The sequence below is a fragment of the Streptococcus orisratti DSM 15617 genome (assembly GCF_000380105.1).
Classification (GTDB): domain Bacteria; phylum Bacillota; class Bacilli; order Lactobacillales; family Streptococcaceae; genus Streptococcus; species Streptococcus orisratti.
Genome location: NZ_KB904448.1, coordinates 1 through 12,261, shown reverse-complemented (window position 1 = coordinate 12,261; position 12,261 = coordinate 1). Strand labels below are relative to the sequence as shown.

Below are 12,261 nucleotides of genomic sequence, written 5' to 3'. Positions count from 1 at the left end.
TTCTTATTTATATTCAAATGCAGTTAGAAAAAATATTAGTAATGTTCAAGTTGTTATAAAGTATCGATAGAAACAATCTCTTCAAATGCTTCTAAATATTTTTTACGCTTTTCAGGGCTAATTGTCATCATATATTTCTGAAATCTTTCAACTGATGGATCGTTAGCTCCATTGATTTCGTCTTTGTAGCCATCGAAGAAGCTTTGCATAGACAGTCCAAACCCATCTATAATTTTTTCTAACGTATTCACTGTTATATTAGAGCGTTCTCCACGTTCAATTTTTGCAATTGAGGAGATATCTAACTGGGCTGCTTCAGCCAATTGTTCTTGTGTTAATCCAAATTCTTTTCTTAAGGTTTGAATCCTTTTAGCGACAAATTGATCCAGAGTCATAATCTGCCCTCCCTGTATTTAAGGATATAGATTTTTTGGAACAGTTTACAGATACTAAAAGGTTTAAATAACTATCCTTAAAAGGATAGTTTATGGTATAATATCTATAGTATATTACATAAAGTATACTTAAAATAACATAAGGGTGAGGTAAAGATAATGTTTTGCTCAAAATGCGGTGCTAAAAATAATGCGAATAGTAAATTTTGTATGTCATGTGGGAACACACTTCAAAAAGCCAATACTACAAATAATAGTCAGCCAGTAATGAATAACAATGTGCAGCCTACTAACAAACTAGGTCAATCTCCTGATTTTTACACTTATTTGTCAGCTGCTCTGATTGCTTTAACACTATTATTATGGGCAATAAAACCTGGTATCGGAGTTATTTCTGGGTTATTCTCTGTGATTGCAGCATTAATGGGAAGAAAACATACTACAAATCGTTCATTACATACAATGATATTGATTATTGCTTTGGTTCTGACCTTTGCAGTGTTTTTAGGCATGGTAAATAGTTATAATAGTCTCTAGTGGAGGGTTAGAATGTCATTTTTAGACGAACTTACATCAAAACTTACTGATGCTAAAACGATAGCTAGTCAGAAAACTCAAGCATTGACTCAGAATGTAAAAATTCAAAATATAGTTCTAAAAGAAAAACGGAAACGGGATGATTTACTCAAGTCACTAGGTTCCGTATATTATGAGAAATATCGAGATGATATTGATATTGAATTTCAAGAGCTAGTTTCGCAAATTAAACTTTGTGATGAGACGATTCAATCTTATACAGTTGAAAATTCATTAAAAACTGACCAGTGTGCTTCCTGTGGTAAATTTATTGAGAAAGGGTTATCTTTTTGTCCTCATTGTGGACAAAAGCTGAATCAATCAGAAGAAGTAGTACAAGTTTCTAATCAAGAAATGACCTCATCTGCAATTGATACTTTTGAAAGCATCGAAGTAGCTGAAGAAGTAAATCAAGCATTCTGTACCAATTGTGGGGCAACGTTAGCTGATGGTGCTCTATTCTGTGTTGAGTGTGGTAGTAAGGTTTAAAATAATGAAGAAGATATTGGTAATAAGTGCCCTACTATTAGGGTTGGTATTTTTAGTAAAAGTATTTCTATTTGATTCAAACAAAGGACCAGTTGTAGTTCAAGGGATTGTTCAAGATAATTATGATCTTGAGATGACTATTGACCTTATCAATGCGGATACTGGTGATGTTGCAAAAACCTTTAAAATTAATGAAGAAAATCATTGGGTTCAAAAAGCTAATGTCCCCGTTGGAAATTATAAAATTGAAGCCTCTATAGATGGACTTTCTCCACGCTCTCTTACTAAAGTAAAAGGAACTCTGATGACAAAAGAGGTTGTGGTAAATCCAGAAGTTAAAGGAAATGTTGATAAAACCCCACGTTTTGTTGCTATGGAGGGAAGCAAGGATTATCTTTCGGATTTCTATGGAATGGTAGATTTTCAGCGTACAGATGGCAGTATGCTAAAAGGTGAAATTTCACGTGAAAAGATGGAACAGCACTATCAAGAATCAATTGCTATGCAAGGCTTTAGCCAAGCACAGGTGCAACAATCTAGAGGACACTCTAAAACCATTTTCTCTTTACTCGTTCTCCTAATTTTAGGGGGCGGATGCGGCTATTACTTCTTTAATCGAAAACAGTCGTAATTATAATATTTTCATTCAATTAATTGTTTAAATAATGCGAAAATGGGCTAGTACGAAGCGAACTAGCCCATTTCTTATTAGTAGCCTAAATTGCTGTTAGGTATTTCAAGAGAAGAGCTGAAGACTTGTTTTTAAATAGACAAACTTCCGAATTAGCTTTTCTTCCTCTACAGGTTTAATATCAAAGATGAAGTAGTGGTCCCTATTATCCTTAGCATTCTCTTTATTGAGCTTGAAGTAGTTATGTTGGGATTTGGACATGGTTAAGAGAATGTCATCTGTTAAGAATGTTAAGGGAATGTCTAAGGCAGAGTAACGATAGAAATCCGTCTCAAAGCGACGATAGCTATCGCTAAAATAGTCCATTTGTAACTCATTACGATGAAAGTCAAGCCGATTCATGCAGGGGCGCCTCCTCCAAAAGTTCAATAGCAAGCATATCTTCAAGCGCGATAGTGATATGCCCATCAGTCGATTTCACTAAAACATGGTCACTTGTGAGCGTTAGGACGTTACCAATGACATAGTTTAAATTGTTCTTTTCTTTTACTGTGATTCGTGCGGTCAGTTGATTGACATACAACTGACCTAGCAGCAGATGTTTCATTTCCATAGTTAATTCAGACTGATAAGTCCTTCTACTCGCATCATCAGAAAGAGCAGCAGTGTGCTCTGACAAGAAAAATCCCATCCATTTTTGCATCCCAACATCTTGATATTCCCTTGCTGATTGAAAAGGTAAATAAGAACGATCTATCATTTTAGTCCCTCTAATCCTCCAGCGGAGTGTCCGCCGATGAGTTTACTTCTTTCAATATTTCTGGAACCTTCTGTAAGGACGGTTCCTTTTTGTATAGCCAAAAAACCAAATTGTTCCCTAACAGTATCAATGGCTGCTTGGAGTCTTTCTTCCTTTTCTATCGTTTCAACATCATCGAAAAGTGATAGGAGTCCAATGCTTTCATCGACAAAGCCACTGTAGAATACGCCGATATTTCTCACGGCCCCAGAGTTATATTTACTGCGGAATAACTCCAGTACATGATTCACCATTGTTTTTGTTAGATTGGCAGGCTCAATTTTCTTTTGCGCCATAATAGGTCGCTTCCTCTCTATTTTTGAGTAACCGACTTGGATAGATACTACCGTGGCCTTTTTGTGAGCCGCTCTTAATCGATTCGCTACCTGTTCTGCCATTTCCGATAAGACGGTCTCAATCTCTCGTTTTGAGTGATAGTCACGAGGTAAAACCTGAGAATTACCTAGACCGTGAGACTTGGGTTTGTAAGGCTTGTGAACATTACTCTCATCTACACCGTTGGCATGGAACCACAATTTAACGCCGACTTTTCCAAATTCTTTTTGAAGTGTATCTGGATTAGCATTAGCCAGTTCTTTGATAGAGGTGATGCCCAATTTATGGAGTCGTTTCTCTGTACGTCTGCCAATACCCCAGAAGTCAGTTAGGTGTGGAAGAGACCAAAGTTTTGATTCGACATCTTCATAAGACCAATTGGCTCGCATGGTCGGTGTCTTTTTCGCTTCATTATCAAGAGCTAATTTAGCTAGTAGTGGGTTAGCATTGCTCATACCAACAGTTGAATAGATCCCTGTTTTTTCCCAGATATCATGTTGTAATTTGGAAGATAGTACATCCAGTTTCTGCTTTCGATTCAATGAGTTATCTCTGATGAAGTAGTTGAGAGAAGAGGTTAGATCAATAAAGCCCTCATCAATAGAGTAGGGAAGAATGTCATCAGGTGCAGCATAGTCTTGAAAGATATGCTGAATTTCGATGTTTTTCTCAATATAGCGATCCATCCGGGGAGGGACAATCAGTGTTCTTTTAGCCCAGCTTTCAATATAAGAGATATACCTGGGTGAGATGTCAAGTCCTTGGCGTTTAGCATTATAGTAATTGAACCTTCTCGTCTGAATATCAAAGGGTAAATCGTAAGCACGTCCGACATTGTTTTTTCCAAAGACTTTTTTAAACATGGGAGACGATGCTAAAATTAACCCCGCAGCGTTTTCAGCTCTACTCATAACGCACAGAGAAGTGTGCAAGGGATTTAATCCACGGTCAACACATTCTACACTGGCATAGAAAGACTTCATATCAACGAAAGCTATATCAGATTGAGGTTCTTTGGAATAATCAATATAGCCCATGGTTTTAGTTCCTCCTTATCTCCTTCTAACTTTCCAGTTCATCGATATGATCTGTTATCTCATATTCAATATGTTGTGGTGCAATGTAAATATGCTCTTTACTACAAATGATAGTTTTAGCAGGTGGTATCACAATCAGCTTCTTATAGTGGGCATGAAGTGACTGACGACTAATCCAACAATACGTGGCTGATCCTCATAGGGGATAAATCGATCAGGATAATCATCATTTAGAGATACCATCCGAAACCCATTTTCTTCTCGATAGAGTTTCTTGATATAGACGGACTCATTCCATGACAGTGCATAGACAGCCCCGTCGTAATCAAAACTACTGGCACGAATAAGAGCAACTTCACCATCTAAGTATACAGGTTCCATGGAGTCTCCTTTAATCCAAGCAGCAATATCGTAGTTATATTGTTCTTCGTCTGAATAAACGGTTTCTGTCTCATATTCATCAAAGAGAGACTCACCAAGACCAGCAGAAAGAGCCACATCAGATAGGACCTCCACAGAAAACAGTGGAACAATGTCACCATGTGATTGTTGTTTTTGAAGCAATTCTTCAGCATAGCCATCAACCTTTTTTTGATTATCCGAAGAGAGCTGGAGGTAAGTACTAACAATCTTGTATTCAGATTCAAAGTAAGTTTCTGGAACTTTTAAGATGGTGGCTAGTTGTTGGAGATTCTTTTGATTTGGCTTAGTCTTTCCGTTTTCCCAATTAAAATAGGAGGAACGGTTGATATGAAGTTTATCTGCCACAGCAGATTGTGAATAACCTAAAAGCATCCGCCTCTCTTTTAAACGATTTCCCGAAAACATAGAACCTCCTGAATCATCTGTTGTTTTATAAACTAACAAATATTATAAAATATCTTTTGGATTTATACAAGATATAAACATAATATAATCGTCAGTAGATGAGGAATATGATATTACTTATTTATGATTTTCAGAATTAATCTACAATAAGTCAATAGTCCTATAAATAGTGAAGATTATTATATTTATTGTTATACGTGTTTAGCGTAGATTTTAATCACGCTAAACACGTAATTATAGTTCCTAAGGATTAACAGTATCGTTCTAAATATTTTTAAATGTCCATTTTTTTAAAATTATAAAAAGTGGCATAATAAGTATGGATAATTGATGTAGTAGAGACCGATTAAAGAGAGGTAACTCTCAATGAGAATTAAGAGAGACTTGAGGTCGAAAATCTAGAACCAGTTTTAGTTGAAAAAAGGTAAAAGAAAAATAGTAAAAATAACTAGGTAAAAAAAGCGTAATCCTAATGGGTAATTTTAAAACTAAGGATAGATATACTTCATTGATTAAAAATAAAATAGAAAATTTATTATAAGATTCAATATCAGAAATCAAAAGTATTATAGGTAAACAAAAATAGGCTAAGAACAAAGAAAATAAACAAGAAAATGAAAAATGATAAATAAGAATTTCAGCTGAAATACTATTGATTCGATTGCGAAGTTCAAGCACAAGTCTATCACACAAAAAGAAAAAATGCGGGAGAAGTTAATACGCTTTTTCGGCAAATATTACTCAAGTATATTTGAGCAAGTTGTAGCTCTCACAACTATTACCAAAGAGCATGGTTATCTGCTTAGCCGTTAAAAATTAAGCAGCACCCTGCACAAGGGAAGATACAATTTTTGCGGATAAAGGTGCTACGCCACAAAAGATTCTTTAACAGAATTGTTGAGTTAAGATTATTAAGTAAGGTAGGTGAAATAGATGTCCAGAAAGAGACGAAGCCGCTCCGAACGTCGAAAGGCTAAACAGCTGGCTATTAAGAGACAAAAAAGTGCATTTGCTACAAAGTGGGGACGCTACGAGTACATCAGAGCACTCGGGTTGAAAAATTTGACCCAGCGTTATAAAGAAGGAAAAGGTAAGAAAAGACACCAAACTAAGAAAACAGGTGAAGATATCCAGTTGATTCACACTGACCGCACACTTCATAATTATGCTGGATCATGGGATCGGTTTAGCTTATTTGTAGCAGGAATAATATCTGAGGAAGAAATGGGAGCAATTGAAAGTTTAGATAAACTTGAAGATTATATAATCCTAGTCAATCAATATCTTTGTCATTGTATGAAAAGTGGATTATCAGCTGCTACTCAAGCAACTTATAAGGCTGCACTATCGAAGGTACTTGGTGTGTCATCTACTAATTTTGTACCTACCAAACCTCGATATCGAGCAAATAAGACTAATAATAGAAATAAAGATACTGATTTAAGGTTATCAAAAGAAAGTAATGCTTACTGGTATAAGATTGTTTCAGCAACAGGGTTGAGAAAACGTGAATTATTATCAATTACTGGTGATGCATTAGTACAGAGAGATGATGGTCAATACTATCTACATATCCTTGGTAAAAAACATAAGTCGAAAGGACATCGTGATAGGTGGACTCCGATTTTAACACGCAACGAAAATGAATTACAAGAAATTGTTGAAATATTCCAACTTGCAGGTAAAAAACGAGTTTTTAACGTACCATCTGCCCTGAAGCCACACAAATATCGTGCAGATTATGCATGTCGATTGTATCGAAAAATTGCACGTGATCCTAGAAAGATTGCTAATCAAGGAGAGGTGGTAAAGTTACGAAAGGAGCTTAGTGGTATTTGGTTGGATCGTAAAGCATGCAAAGTGGTATCGCGTGCTTTAGGACATTCCCGGGCAGATGAGTTTCAGAAGTCATATGCATATAAACTTTGGAGTTGAAATAGCGTATCTTTTTAAAATTCTTTTTAAGGCATACTTATAGGCGAGAATTAAATAAAACTAACTTTAGAGTGAGTCATTGGCAATATGTCGATGACTCTTTTTTTGTTATCAAAATTTTATTTAAGGCTCAAAAACAAACCAAAAGGCAGGCCTTAATATTGAAAGAGACTCAAAAAGAAATATGCAAACTAGAGACTAAATTAACATTACAAACTGAACAGGACCATCCTCAAATTGTAGGTATTTTGAATACACCTACACTTAATCAATTGTTTAGTATCAAGCGTAATCAAGAGCCGAATGAAATTAATAAATTACTAGGAAATGAAGCTAGATTTGAATTGATGTCAGCGGATGAGAATCACCCAGCTGTTCTGTTTATCGGTCATTATGAACAAAACAAATGGATTAAATTACGAACGAAAAAATTATTAGACTTTTTAGCTATGCGTTTTTCTGAAAAAAACTCCTATAAAGAAAAAAATTCAAAAATAAATGCTAACGTGACTTTCACGCTGGAAGAGTATGCCGCCATTTTAGGGAAAACCCATCCAAGTAGCACATCAACTAAGAAAGATGTAAGACGTATCTTGAAAGAGGCATTAGTGACAATAAATAGTTATTCGATTGAAACATATGAAAAAAGAAATGCAGAAGTGAGATATTTTAGCAAGATGCCTATTTCTCAGGACTATTCTGTAGACAATGGTGTTTATACAGTCATATTTAGTGATAAGTTTGCTGAATTTCTAAATACTAGCTATATCATGCAATTTCCACTTTTGCTATTTTCTCTTGATGAGCGTGGATCTAATGCATATTCAATAGGTAGAAAATTAGCATTACATCAAAGTATTAAAAATAACCGGAAAAAAAGAACAAGCCATATCATTTCTGTCAAGAGTTTACTTAACGTTGCCCCTGAGATTCCGTCAATTGATGATGTACGGAAGAACAATGGTTCTTGGAGTAAACGAATTGAAGAACCACTGACTGATGCATTAGATAAATTGGTTGGTCAAGTTAATTGTAAGAGTAAGAAAGTAGGAATTGAACTTCTAGAATACTGGGAATTCTGTAATTCAAAAGGGACTTCTATTTCCAATGAGCAGTTAGCAGATATCAATTATTATATTTTCAGCGAGCTATATGTAAAGTTCTCAGTGAAAGGTATTGACTAGTAGAGTATAGACTAAGGGGAAGTTTGATTAGGAATAGGGGGATGTTGCTTTTGGGAAAGGGGGATGTTCGATTAGTATAAAAATTTTTTCAGCTTGATATATCAAGGGTTATAAAGCGTCATAATTTCAATACTAGTAATACTAGCAACTTCATTTTCAGTCCAAATTGAAATTTGGCTGAAATGCTAAACTATCCCCGTAAAGAAAAAGCCGGTTTTCTCTTTATAGGAATTCTTTTAGAAAAGGGGACTGTATGCCGCTAAATCAAATTAAAAATCAGTTAACTAACTATGTTAAGGGATTGACTGAGCATAGTATAAAAGGGAATCGAAAAGGATACATTTGCCCACTATGTGGCAGTGGCACTGGAAGGAATAAAACTGGGGCACTTTCAATCGATAAGGACGGATTGAGATGGAAATGTTTCTCATGTGGGCGTGGTGGAGATATATTTGATCTTATTGGATTTGTCGAAGGGATTGATAATTTTTCTGATCAGTTGAACCGAGCAAGTGAAATATTTAATATTCCACTCGGAAATTATTCTCAATATGACTTTACTAACCATCACAACGATTTAAATAAGAAGTATAAAACAATATCAGAAAAAGAAGGTCAAGATTTCATTGACTTCTATAAAGAGGCTCATGCACACATTAATGAGACAGATTACGCACATAAACGTGGTTTGAGTGACGAGACTTTAAATCGTTTTATGATTGGATATGTCAAAAATTGGAAACATCCAAATGCTTCTGAAAATATAACTGGAAGTCCCAGACTCATCATTCCAACCGCTAGAGATAGTTATTTTGCTCGGGATACTAGAGATGAGATTCCAGAATGTCAGCAAAACTATGCAAAATCAAAAGTTGGAAAAGTTAATATTTTCAATGGAAATGCACTGAAAAAAATTTTTGAAAAACCAATTTTTATTGTGGAAGGTGAAATTGATGCTTTGAGCATCATGGAAGTTGGCGGAGTAGCGGTTGGATTAGGAGGTACTAGTAATATTCAGAAGTTACTTAAAACATTAGAAGGCACGAAACTTCAACACCCATTGATTCTTTCACTAGATAATGATAGTGCTGGACGAGAGATGCAGGAGAAACTGGCGCATCAGCTAAAAGTAAAAGGAATTCCTTATAAAATTGCCAAGCTTACGGTAGGAGATATTAAGGATCCAAATGAGATGCTTGTTACAGATCGTCAGACTTTTTCTAAACTTGTTGCTGAAGCCTCTAACATTCCACAAGATGAAAAAGAATGCCACTTAAATCTATCAACTAATAGGCATCTTCAAAATTTTGTGGATGAAATCGCTGATGGTGATAATGCTCTTTTCATTCCAACTAATTTTAAAGGTCTTGACAAACTATTGGACGGTGGTCTATATGATGGATTGTATATAGTTGGTGCGATCTCATCGCTTGGCAAAACTACAATAGTTACTCAGATAGCAGATCAGATTGCTGAGCAAGGATATGATGTTTTGATTATTAGTCTAGAGATGGCTCGAAAGGAGATTATGGCTAAGAGCATCAGTCGTAATACAGTAAAAGAAGTTATGACAAATGATGGTGATATACGTAATGCAAAAACAGTTCGAGGCATTACGACAGGTAGTCGGTATGAAAATTACAACTCAGAAGAAATCAAATTAATCCAAAATGCAGTTAAGAGCTATAGTCAGTATGCAAATCATATTTATATCGTTGAGGGAATTGGCGATATTGATGTTGATAAAGTAAGGACTATAGTGAGTAACCATCAGAAATTTACAGATAATACACCTGTCGTTGTTATTGATTATTTACAGATTCTTGCACCATTCAATGAACGTGCAACAGATAAGCAAAATACAGACAAGGCAGTTATAGAACTTAAACGGATAAGTCGTGATTTTAAGACACCAGTCATTGCTATTTCAAGTTTTAATCGAGATAGCTACAACAATATAGCCAGTATGCAATCGTTTAAAGAAAGTGGTGCGATTGAATATTCAAGTGATGTACTTATTGGACTTCAATTTAAAGGTGTAGGAGAGATTGGTTTTGATGTAAACGATGCAAAGTCAAGAAATCCGCGAGAAATTGAACTTGTTATCTTAAAAAATCGAAATGGAAGGGCTGGCACGAAGATAGGTTTTGATTTCTATGCAATGTTTAACTATTTTGATGAGAAGAAAGAATCATGAAAATTCTGACTAAATTATCTATTTGTAATATTAGTTACAAAGAGAAGAATGGTTATTCTACTGCAGAGGAAGTTACTGGTATTTGGCGACTGCACAATGTTGCAGCAATAGTTGTAGACGAAGATGTAGTTTTGACTTTTCATAATTTGAATGAAGAGTAGAGAAATAATCTAGAAGAAGATATTGGATTTAGAGTATGTAGAGAGAGTGTTATCAAAAGCATGAAAATTTTCTGAAATAATTATTTAAAAAGTTACTTTTGATTTCTAGTAGAAAAATGAAAGGAGGCCAACGAATGATTTTATTACAATTTGAAATTAAAAAAATAAATTCAATACAGTTGGTCTCGGGTTGTTCGGGAGGTCTTGTATGGATGACTTAGCAAGATTTGTCGAAGAGATGCTAGAAAAATATGGTAAAAAAGTTGAAGAAAAAATAGAGAAGGAGAATGATGATGAATGATGGATACTTGTGTATTATATATGAAAAATATATAATTACTTAAGAAAACGTGTTTAACTGTCCAAACTTTTTTGAAGGAGAAAAAACTTGGTAAAGAAAACAGCATATGTTTACACACGAGTATCTACAGGTATGCAAGTAGATGGATATTCGCTTGGCGCTCAAGAAGAGAGAATTAGACAATATGCTAAGGCCTATGATATAGAAATTGTCAACACCTATGAGGATGCTGGTAAGTCAGGAAAATCCATAATTGGTCGTGGGCAATTTATGGCGATGTTAGATGACATTGAATCTGAAAAGGATAATGTGGACTACGTTCTAGTTTTTAAACTATCTCGCTTTGGACGAAATTCTGCCGACACACTCAAATCTCTTGAAATTATGGAAGCTCATAATGTTAATCTGATTTGTGTAGATGATGGGCTGGATAGTTCAAAAGATGCGGGGAAGTTAGTCATCACAATTTTGTCAGCAGTAGCAGAAATGGAGCGAGAAAATATTCTTGTACAAACAATGGCTGGACGAAAGCAGAAAGCACGTGAAGGCAAATGGAATGGTGGCTTTGCGCCGATGGGCTATTCTATTTCAGATGGTGTTTTACAAATTAATGAGGAAGAAGCAGAGTCTATAAGACTGATATTTGATCTGTATGCTAATACAGATATGGGTTCGAATAAATTAGCTCAATATCTTGTTAATTTAGGAATAACAAAACCTATTCGTCAAAATGGTAAGAGTCCTTACTATTCAGCTAACGTGATTCGCAACATTCTTAAAAATCCGGTATATAATGGAAAAATTGCTTTTGGAAGACGTCATACAATAGTAGACTCTAAGACCCAAAAAGCCAGAATTACAAAATCAGACAGCTATATCTTGGCTGACGGACAACATGAAGCACTCATTGATGATGAACTTTGGGAAAAGACTCAAAACAAGCTTAAAGCACAGAGTAAAAAATATGAAAAAGTAAATAGACCCAAGAAGGAACATGTTTACTTATTATCTGGTATTTTAAGATGTCCTAAATGTGGTGCAGGTCTGTATGGGAACATCTCTAAAAAGAAAAATAAAAATAAAGATGGGGAATATTACCAATGTCATTAAGTTAAGCATTTGACCAATTAAAGAAACTATTCCCGTCTGAGCAGTTCATGACAAAACGGGAATAGTTTTTGTATTTAGGGCGCACAAAAAGGAGGTTTTTTAACCCTATTTTTCAACTATTATGTTACTCTATAAGTGAAACTTACAGGTAGCTGGCTTCGTATTTTTCTTCGGAATGTTCGATTGGGTCGAATAATAGATAGGTGCTTGGCAATGTAGGTTTCTAATTGGAAGGAAGTGAGTTTGTCTCTAAGAAATTTTCGACAGGCATAAACAGCGTCT

Annotated in this window: 12 protein-coding genes and 2 pseudogenes; 8 read left to right on the top strand and 6 right to left on the bottom strand. The window is 35.2% G+C overall.

Translation table 11 applies throughout. The annotated features are described in order from the left end of the window. Nucleotides 1-53 precede the first annotated feature (53 nt). Nucleotides 54-395, bottom strand: a complete 342-nt coding sequence (locus A3I7_RS0100075; protein WP_018374748.1) for a helix-turn-helix domain-containing protein — start codon at nucleotides 393-395, stop codon at nucleotides 54-56. 159 nt (nucleotides 396-554) lie between these two features. Here A3I7_RS0100075 and A3I7_RS0100070 point away from each other — a divergent pair, with 159 nt between their 5' ends. The 3 genes from A3I7_RS0100070 to A3I7_RS0100060 are packed head-to-tail and all read left to right on the top strand — an operon-like array spanning nucleotide 555 to nucleotide 2,091. Beyond that, on the top strand, nucleotides 555-932 hold the full coding sequence (locus A3I7_RS0100070) for a zinc ribbon domain-containing protein (protein ID WP_018374747.1): 378 nt from the start codon (nucleotides 555-557) through the stop codon (nucleotides 930-932). A gap of 12 nt (nucleotides 933-944) precedes the next feature. Beyond that, nucleotides 945-1,460, top strand: coding sequence for a zinc ribbon domain-containing protein (locus tag A3I7_RS0100065; RefSeq protein WP_018374746.1), 516 nt, complete (start codon nucleotides 945-947; stop codon nucleotides 1,458-1,460). A 4-nt stretch (nucleotides 1,461-1,464) separates the two neighbouring features. Beyond that, the gene (locus A3I7_RS0100060; protein ID WP_156812708.1) at nucleotides 1,465-2,091 is read left to right on the top strand and encodes a hypothetical protein; all 627 of its coding nucleotides are present in this window, start codon (nucleotides 1,465-1,467) and stop codon (nucleotides 2,089-2,091) included. Nucleotides 2,092-2,196: 105 nt separating this feature from the next. On the opposite strand, the gene A3I7_RS0100055 is transcribed toward A3I7_RS0100060, so the two are convergent. The 4 genes from A3I7_RS0100055 to A3I7_RS0100040 all read right to left on the bottom strand — a co-directional run bounded on the left by A3I7_RS0100055 (nucleotide 2,197) and on the right by A3I7_RS0100040 (nucleotide 5,091). After that, nucleotides 2,197-2,493, bottom strand: a complete 297-nt coding sequence (locus A3I7_RS0100055) for a DUF5960 family protein (protein ID WP_018374744.1) — start codon at nucleotides 2,491-2,493, stop codon at nucleotides 2,197-2,199. Next, on the bottom strand, nucleotides 2,480-2,851 hold the full coding sequence (locus tag A3I7_RS0100050) for a hypothetical protein (RefSeq protein ID WP_018374743.1): 372 nt from the start codon (nucleotides 2,849-2,851) through the stop codon (nucleotides 2,480-2,482). The genes A3I7_RS0100055 and A3I7_RS0100050 overlap by 14 nt, the downstream gene beginning before the upstream one ends. Next, nucleotides 2,848-4,263 (bottom strand): Y-family DNA polymerase, encoded by a 1,416-nt coding sequence (locus A3I7_RS0100045; protein WP_018374742.1) that lies wholly within the window; start codon nucleotides 4,261-4,263, stop codon nucleotides 2,848-2,850. Before A3I7_RS0100045 ends, A3I7_RS0100050 begins: the two co-directional genes overlap by 4 nt. A 135-nt stretch (nucleotides 4,264-4,398) precedes the next feature. After that, nucleotides 4,399-5,091, bottom strand: coding sequence for an XRE family transcriptional regulator (locus tag A3I7_RS0100040; RefSeq protein ID WP_018374741.1), 693 nt, complete (start codon nucleotides 5,089-5,091; stop codon nucleotides 4,399-4,401). Nucleotides 5,092-6,024: 933 nt separating this feature from the next. On the opposite strand from A3I7_RS0100040, the gene A3I7_RS0100035 reads away from it, so the two are divergent. From A3I7_RS0100035 to A3I7_RS12250, 5 genes and pseudogenes are all read left to right on the top strand, one after another. Next, entirely contained in the window at nucleotides 6,025-7,026 is a 1,002-nt protein-coding gene (locus tag A3I7_RS0100035; RefSeq protein ID WP_018374740.1) for a hypothetical protein, read from the top strand. 161 nt (nucleotides 7,027-7,187) lie between these two features. After that, nucleotides 7,188-8,210 carry a RepB family plasmid replication initiator protein gene (locus A3I7_RS0100030; protein WP_169333800.1) on the top strand — a complete coding sequence of 341 codons (1,023 nt, stop codon included), beginning with the start codon at nucleotides 7,188-7,190 and terminating at the stop codon, nucleotides 8,208-8,210. A 253-nt stretch (nucleotides 8,211-8,463) separates the two neighbouring features. Beyond that, nucleotides 8,464-10,407, top strand: coding sequence for a DnaB-like helicase C-terminal domain-containing protein (locus tag A3I7_RS0100025; protein WP_018374738.1), 1,944 nt, complete (start codon nucleotides 8,464-8,466; stop codon nucleotides 10,405-10,407). Next, the gene (locus tag A3I7_RS13905) at nucleotides 10,404-10,568 is read left to right on the top strand and encodes a hypothetical protein (protein ID WP_018374737.1); all 165 of its coding nucleotides are present in this window, start codon (nucleotides 10,404-10,406) and stop codon (nucleotides 10,566-10,568) included. Before A3I7_RS0100025 ends, A3I7_RS13905 begins: the two co-directional genes overlap by 4 nt. A 388-nt stretch (nucleotides 10,569-10,956) precedes the next feature. After that, nucleotides 10,957-11,973 (top strand): annotated as a pseudogene (locus A3I7_RS12250) (recombinase family protein); the annotation flags it as partial. A gap of 125 nt (nucleotides 11,974-12,098) precedes the next feature. Here A3I7_RS12250 and A3I7_RS13900 read toward each other — a convergent pair. Beyond that, nucleotides 12,099-12,261: pseudogene (locus A3I7_RS13900) on the bottom strand (IS4 family transposase); the annotation flags it as partial.

Excerpts from the sequence above, each read along its gene's own strand:
- A3I7_RS0100070 (WP_018374747.1), top strand. The coding sequence starts at position 555 with ATGTTTTGCTCAAAATGCGGTGCTAAAAATAATGCGAATAGTAAATTT.
- A3I7_RS0100065 (WP_018374746.1), top strand. The coding sequence starts at position 945 with ATGTCATTTTTAGACGAACTTACATCAAAACTTACTGATGCTAAAACG.
- A3I7_RS0100025 (WP_018374738.1), top strand. The coding sequence starts at position 8,464 with ATGCCGCTAAATCAAATTAAAAATCAGTTAACTAACTATGTTAAGGGA.
- A3I7_RS0100045 (WP_018374742.1), bottom strand. The coding sequence starts at position 4,263 with ATGGGCTATATTGATTATTCCAAAGAACCTCAATCTGATATAGCTTTC.
- A3I7_RS0100035 (WP_018374740.1), top strand. The coding sequence starts at position 6,025 with ATGTCCAGAAAGAGACGAAGCCGCTCCGAACGTCGAAAGGCTAAACAG.
- A3I7_RS0100040 (WP_018374741.1), bottom strand. The coding sequence starts at position 5,091 with ATGTTTTCGGGAAATCGTTTAAAAGAGAGGCGGATGCTTTTAGGTTAT.
- A3I7_RS0100075 (WP_018374748.1), bottom strand. The coding sequence starts at position 395 with ATGACTCTGGATCAATTTGTCGCTAAAAGGATTCAAACCTTAAGAAAA.
- A3I7_RS0100050 (WP_018374743.1), bottom strand. The coding sequence starts at position 2,851 with ATGATAGATCGTTCTTATTTACCTTTTCAATCAGCAAGGGAATATCAA.
- A3I7_RS0100055 (WP_018374744.1), bottom strand. The coding sequence starts at position 2,493 with ATGAATCGGCTTGACTTTCATCGTAATGAGTTACAAATGGACTATTTT.
- A3I7_RS13905 (WP_018374737.1), top strand. The coding sequence starts at position 10,404 with ATGAAAATTCTGACTAAATTATCTATTTGTAATATTAGTTACAAAGAG.
- A3I7_RS0100060 (WP_156812708.1), top strand. The coding sequence starts at position 1,465 with ATGAAGAAGATATTGGTAATAAGTGCCCTACTATTAGGGTTGGTATTT.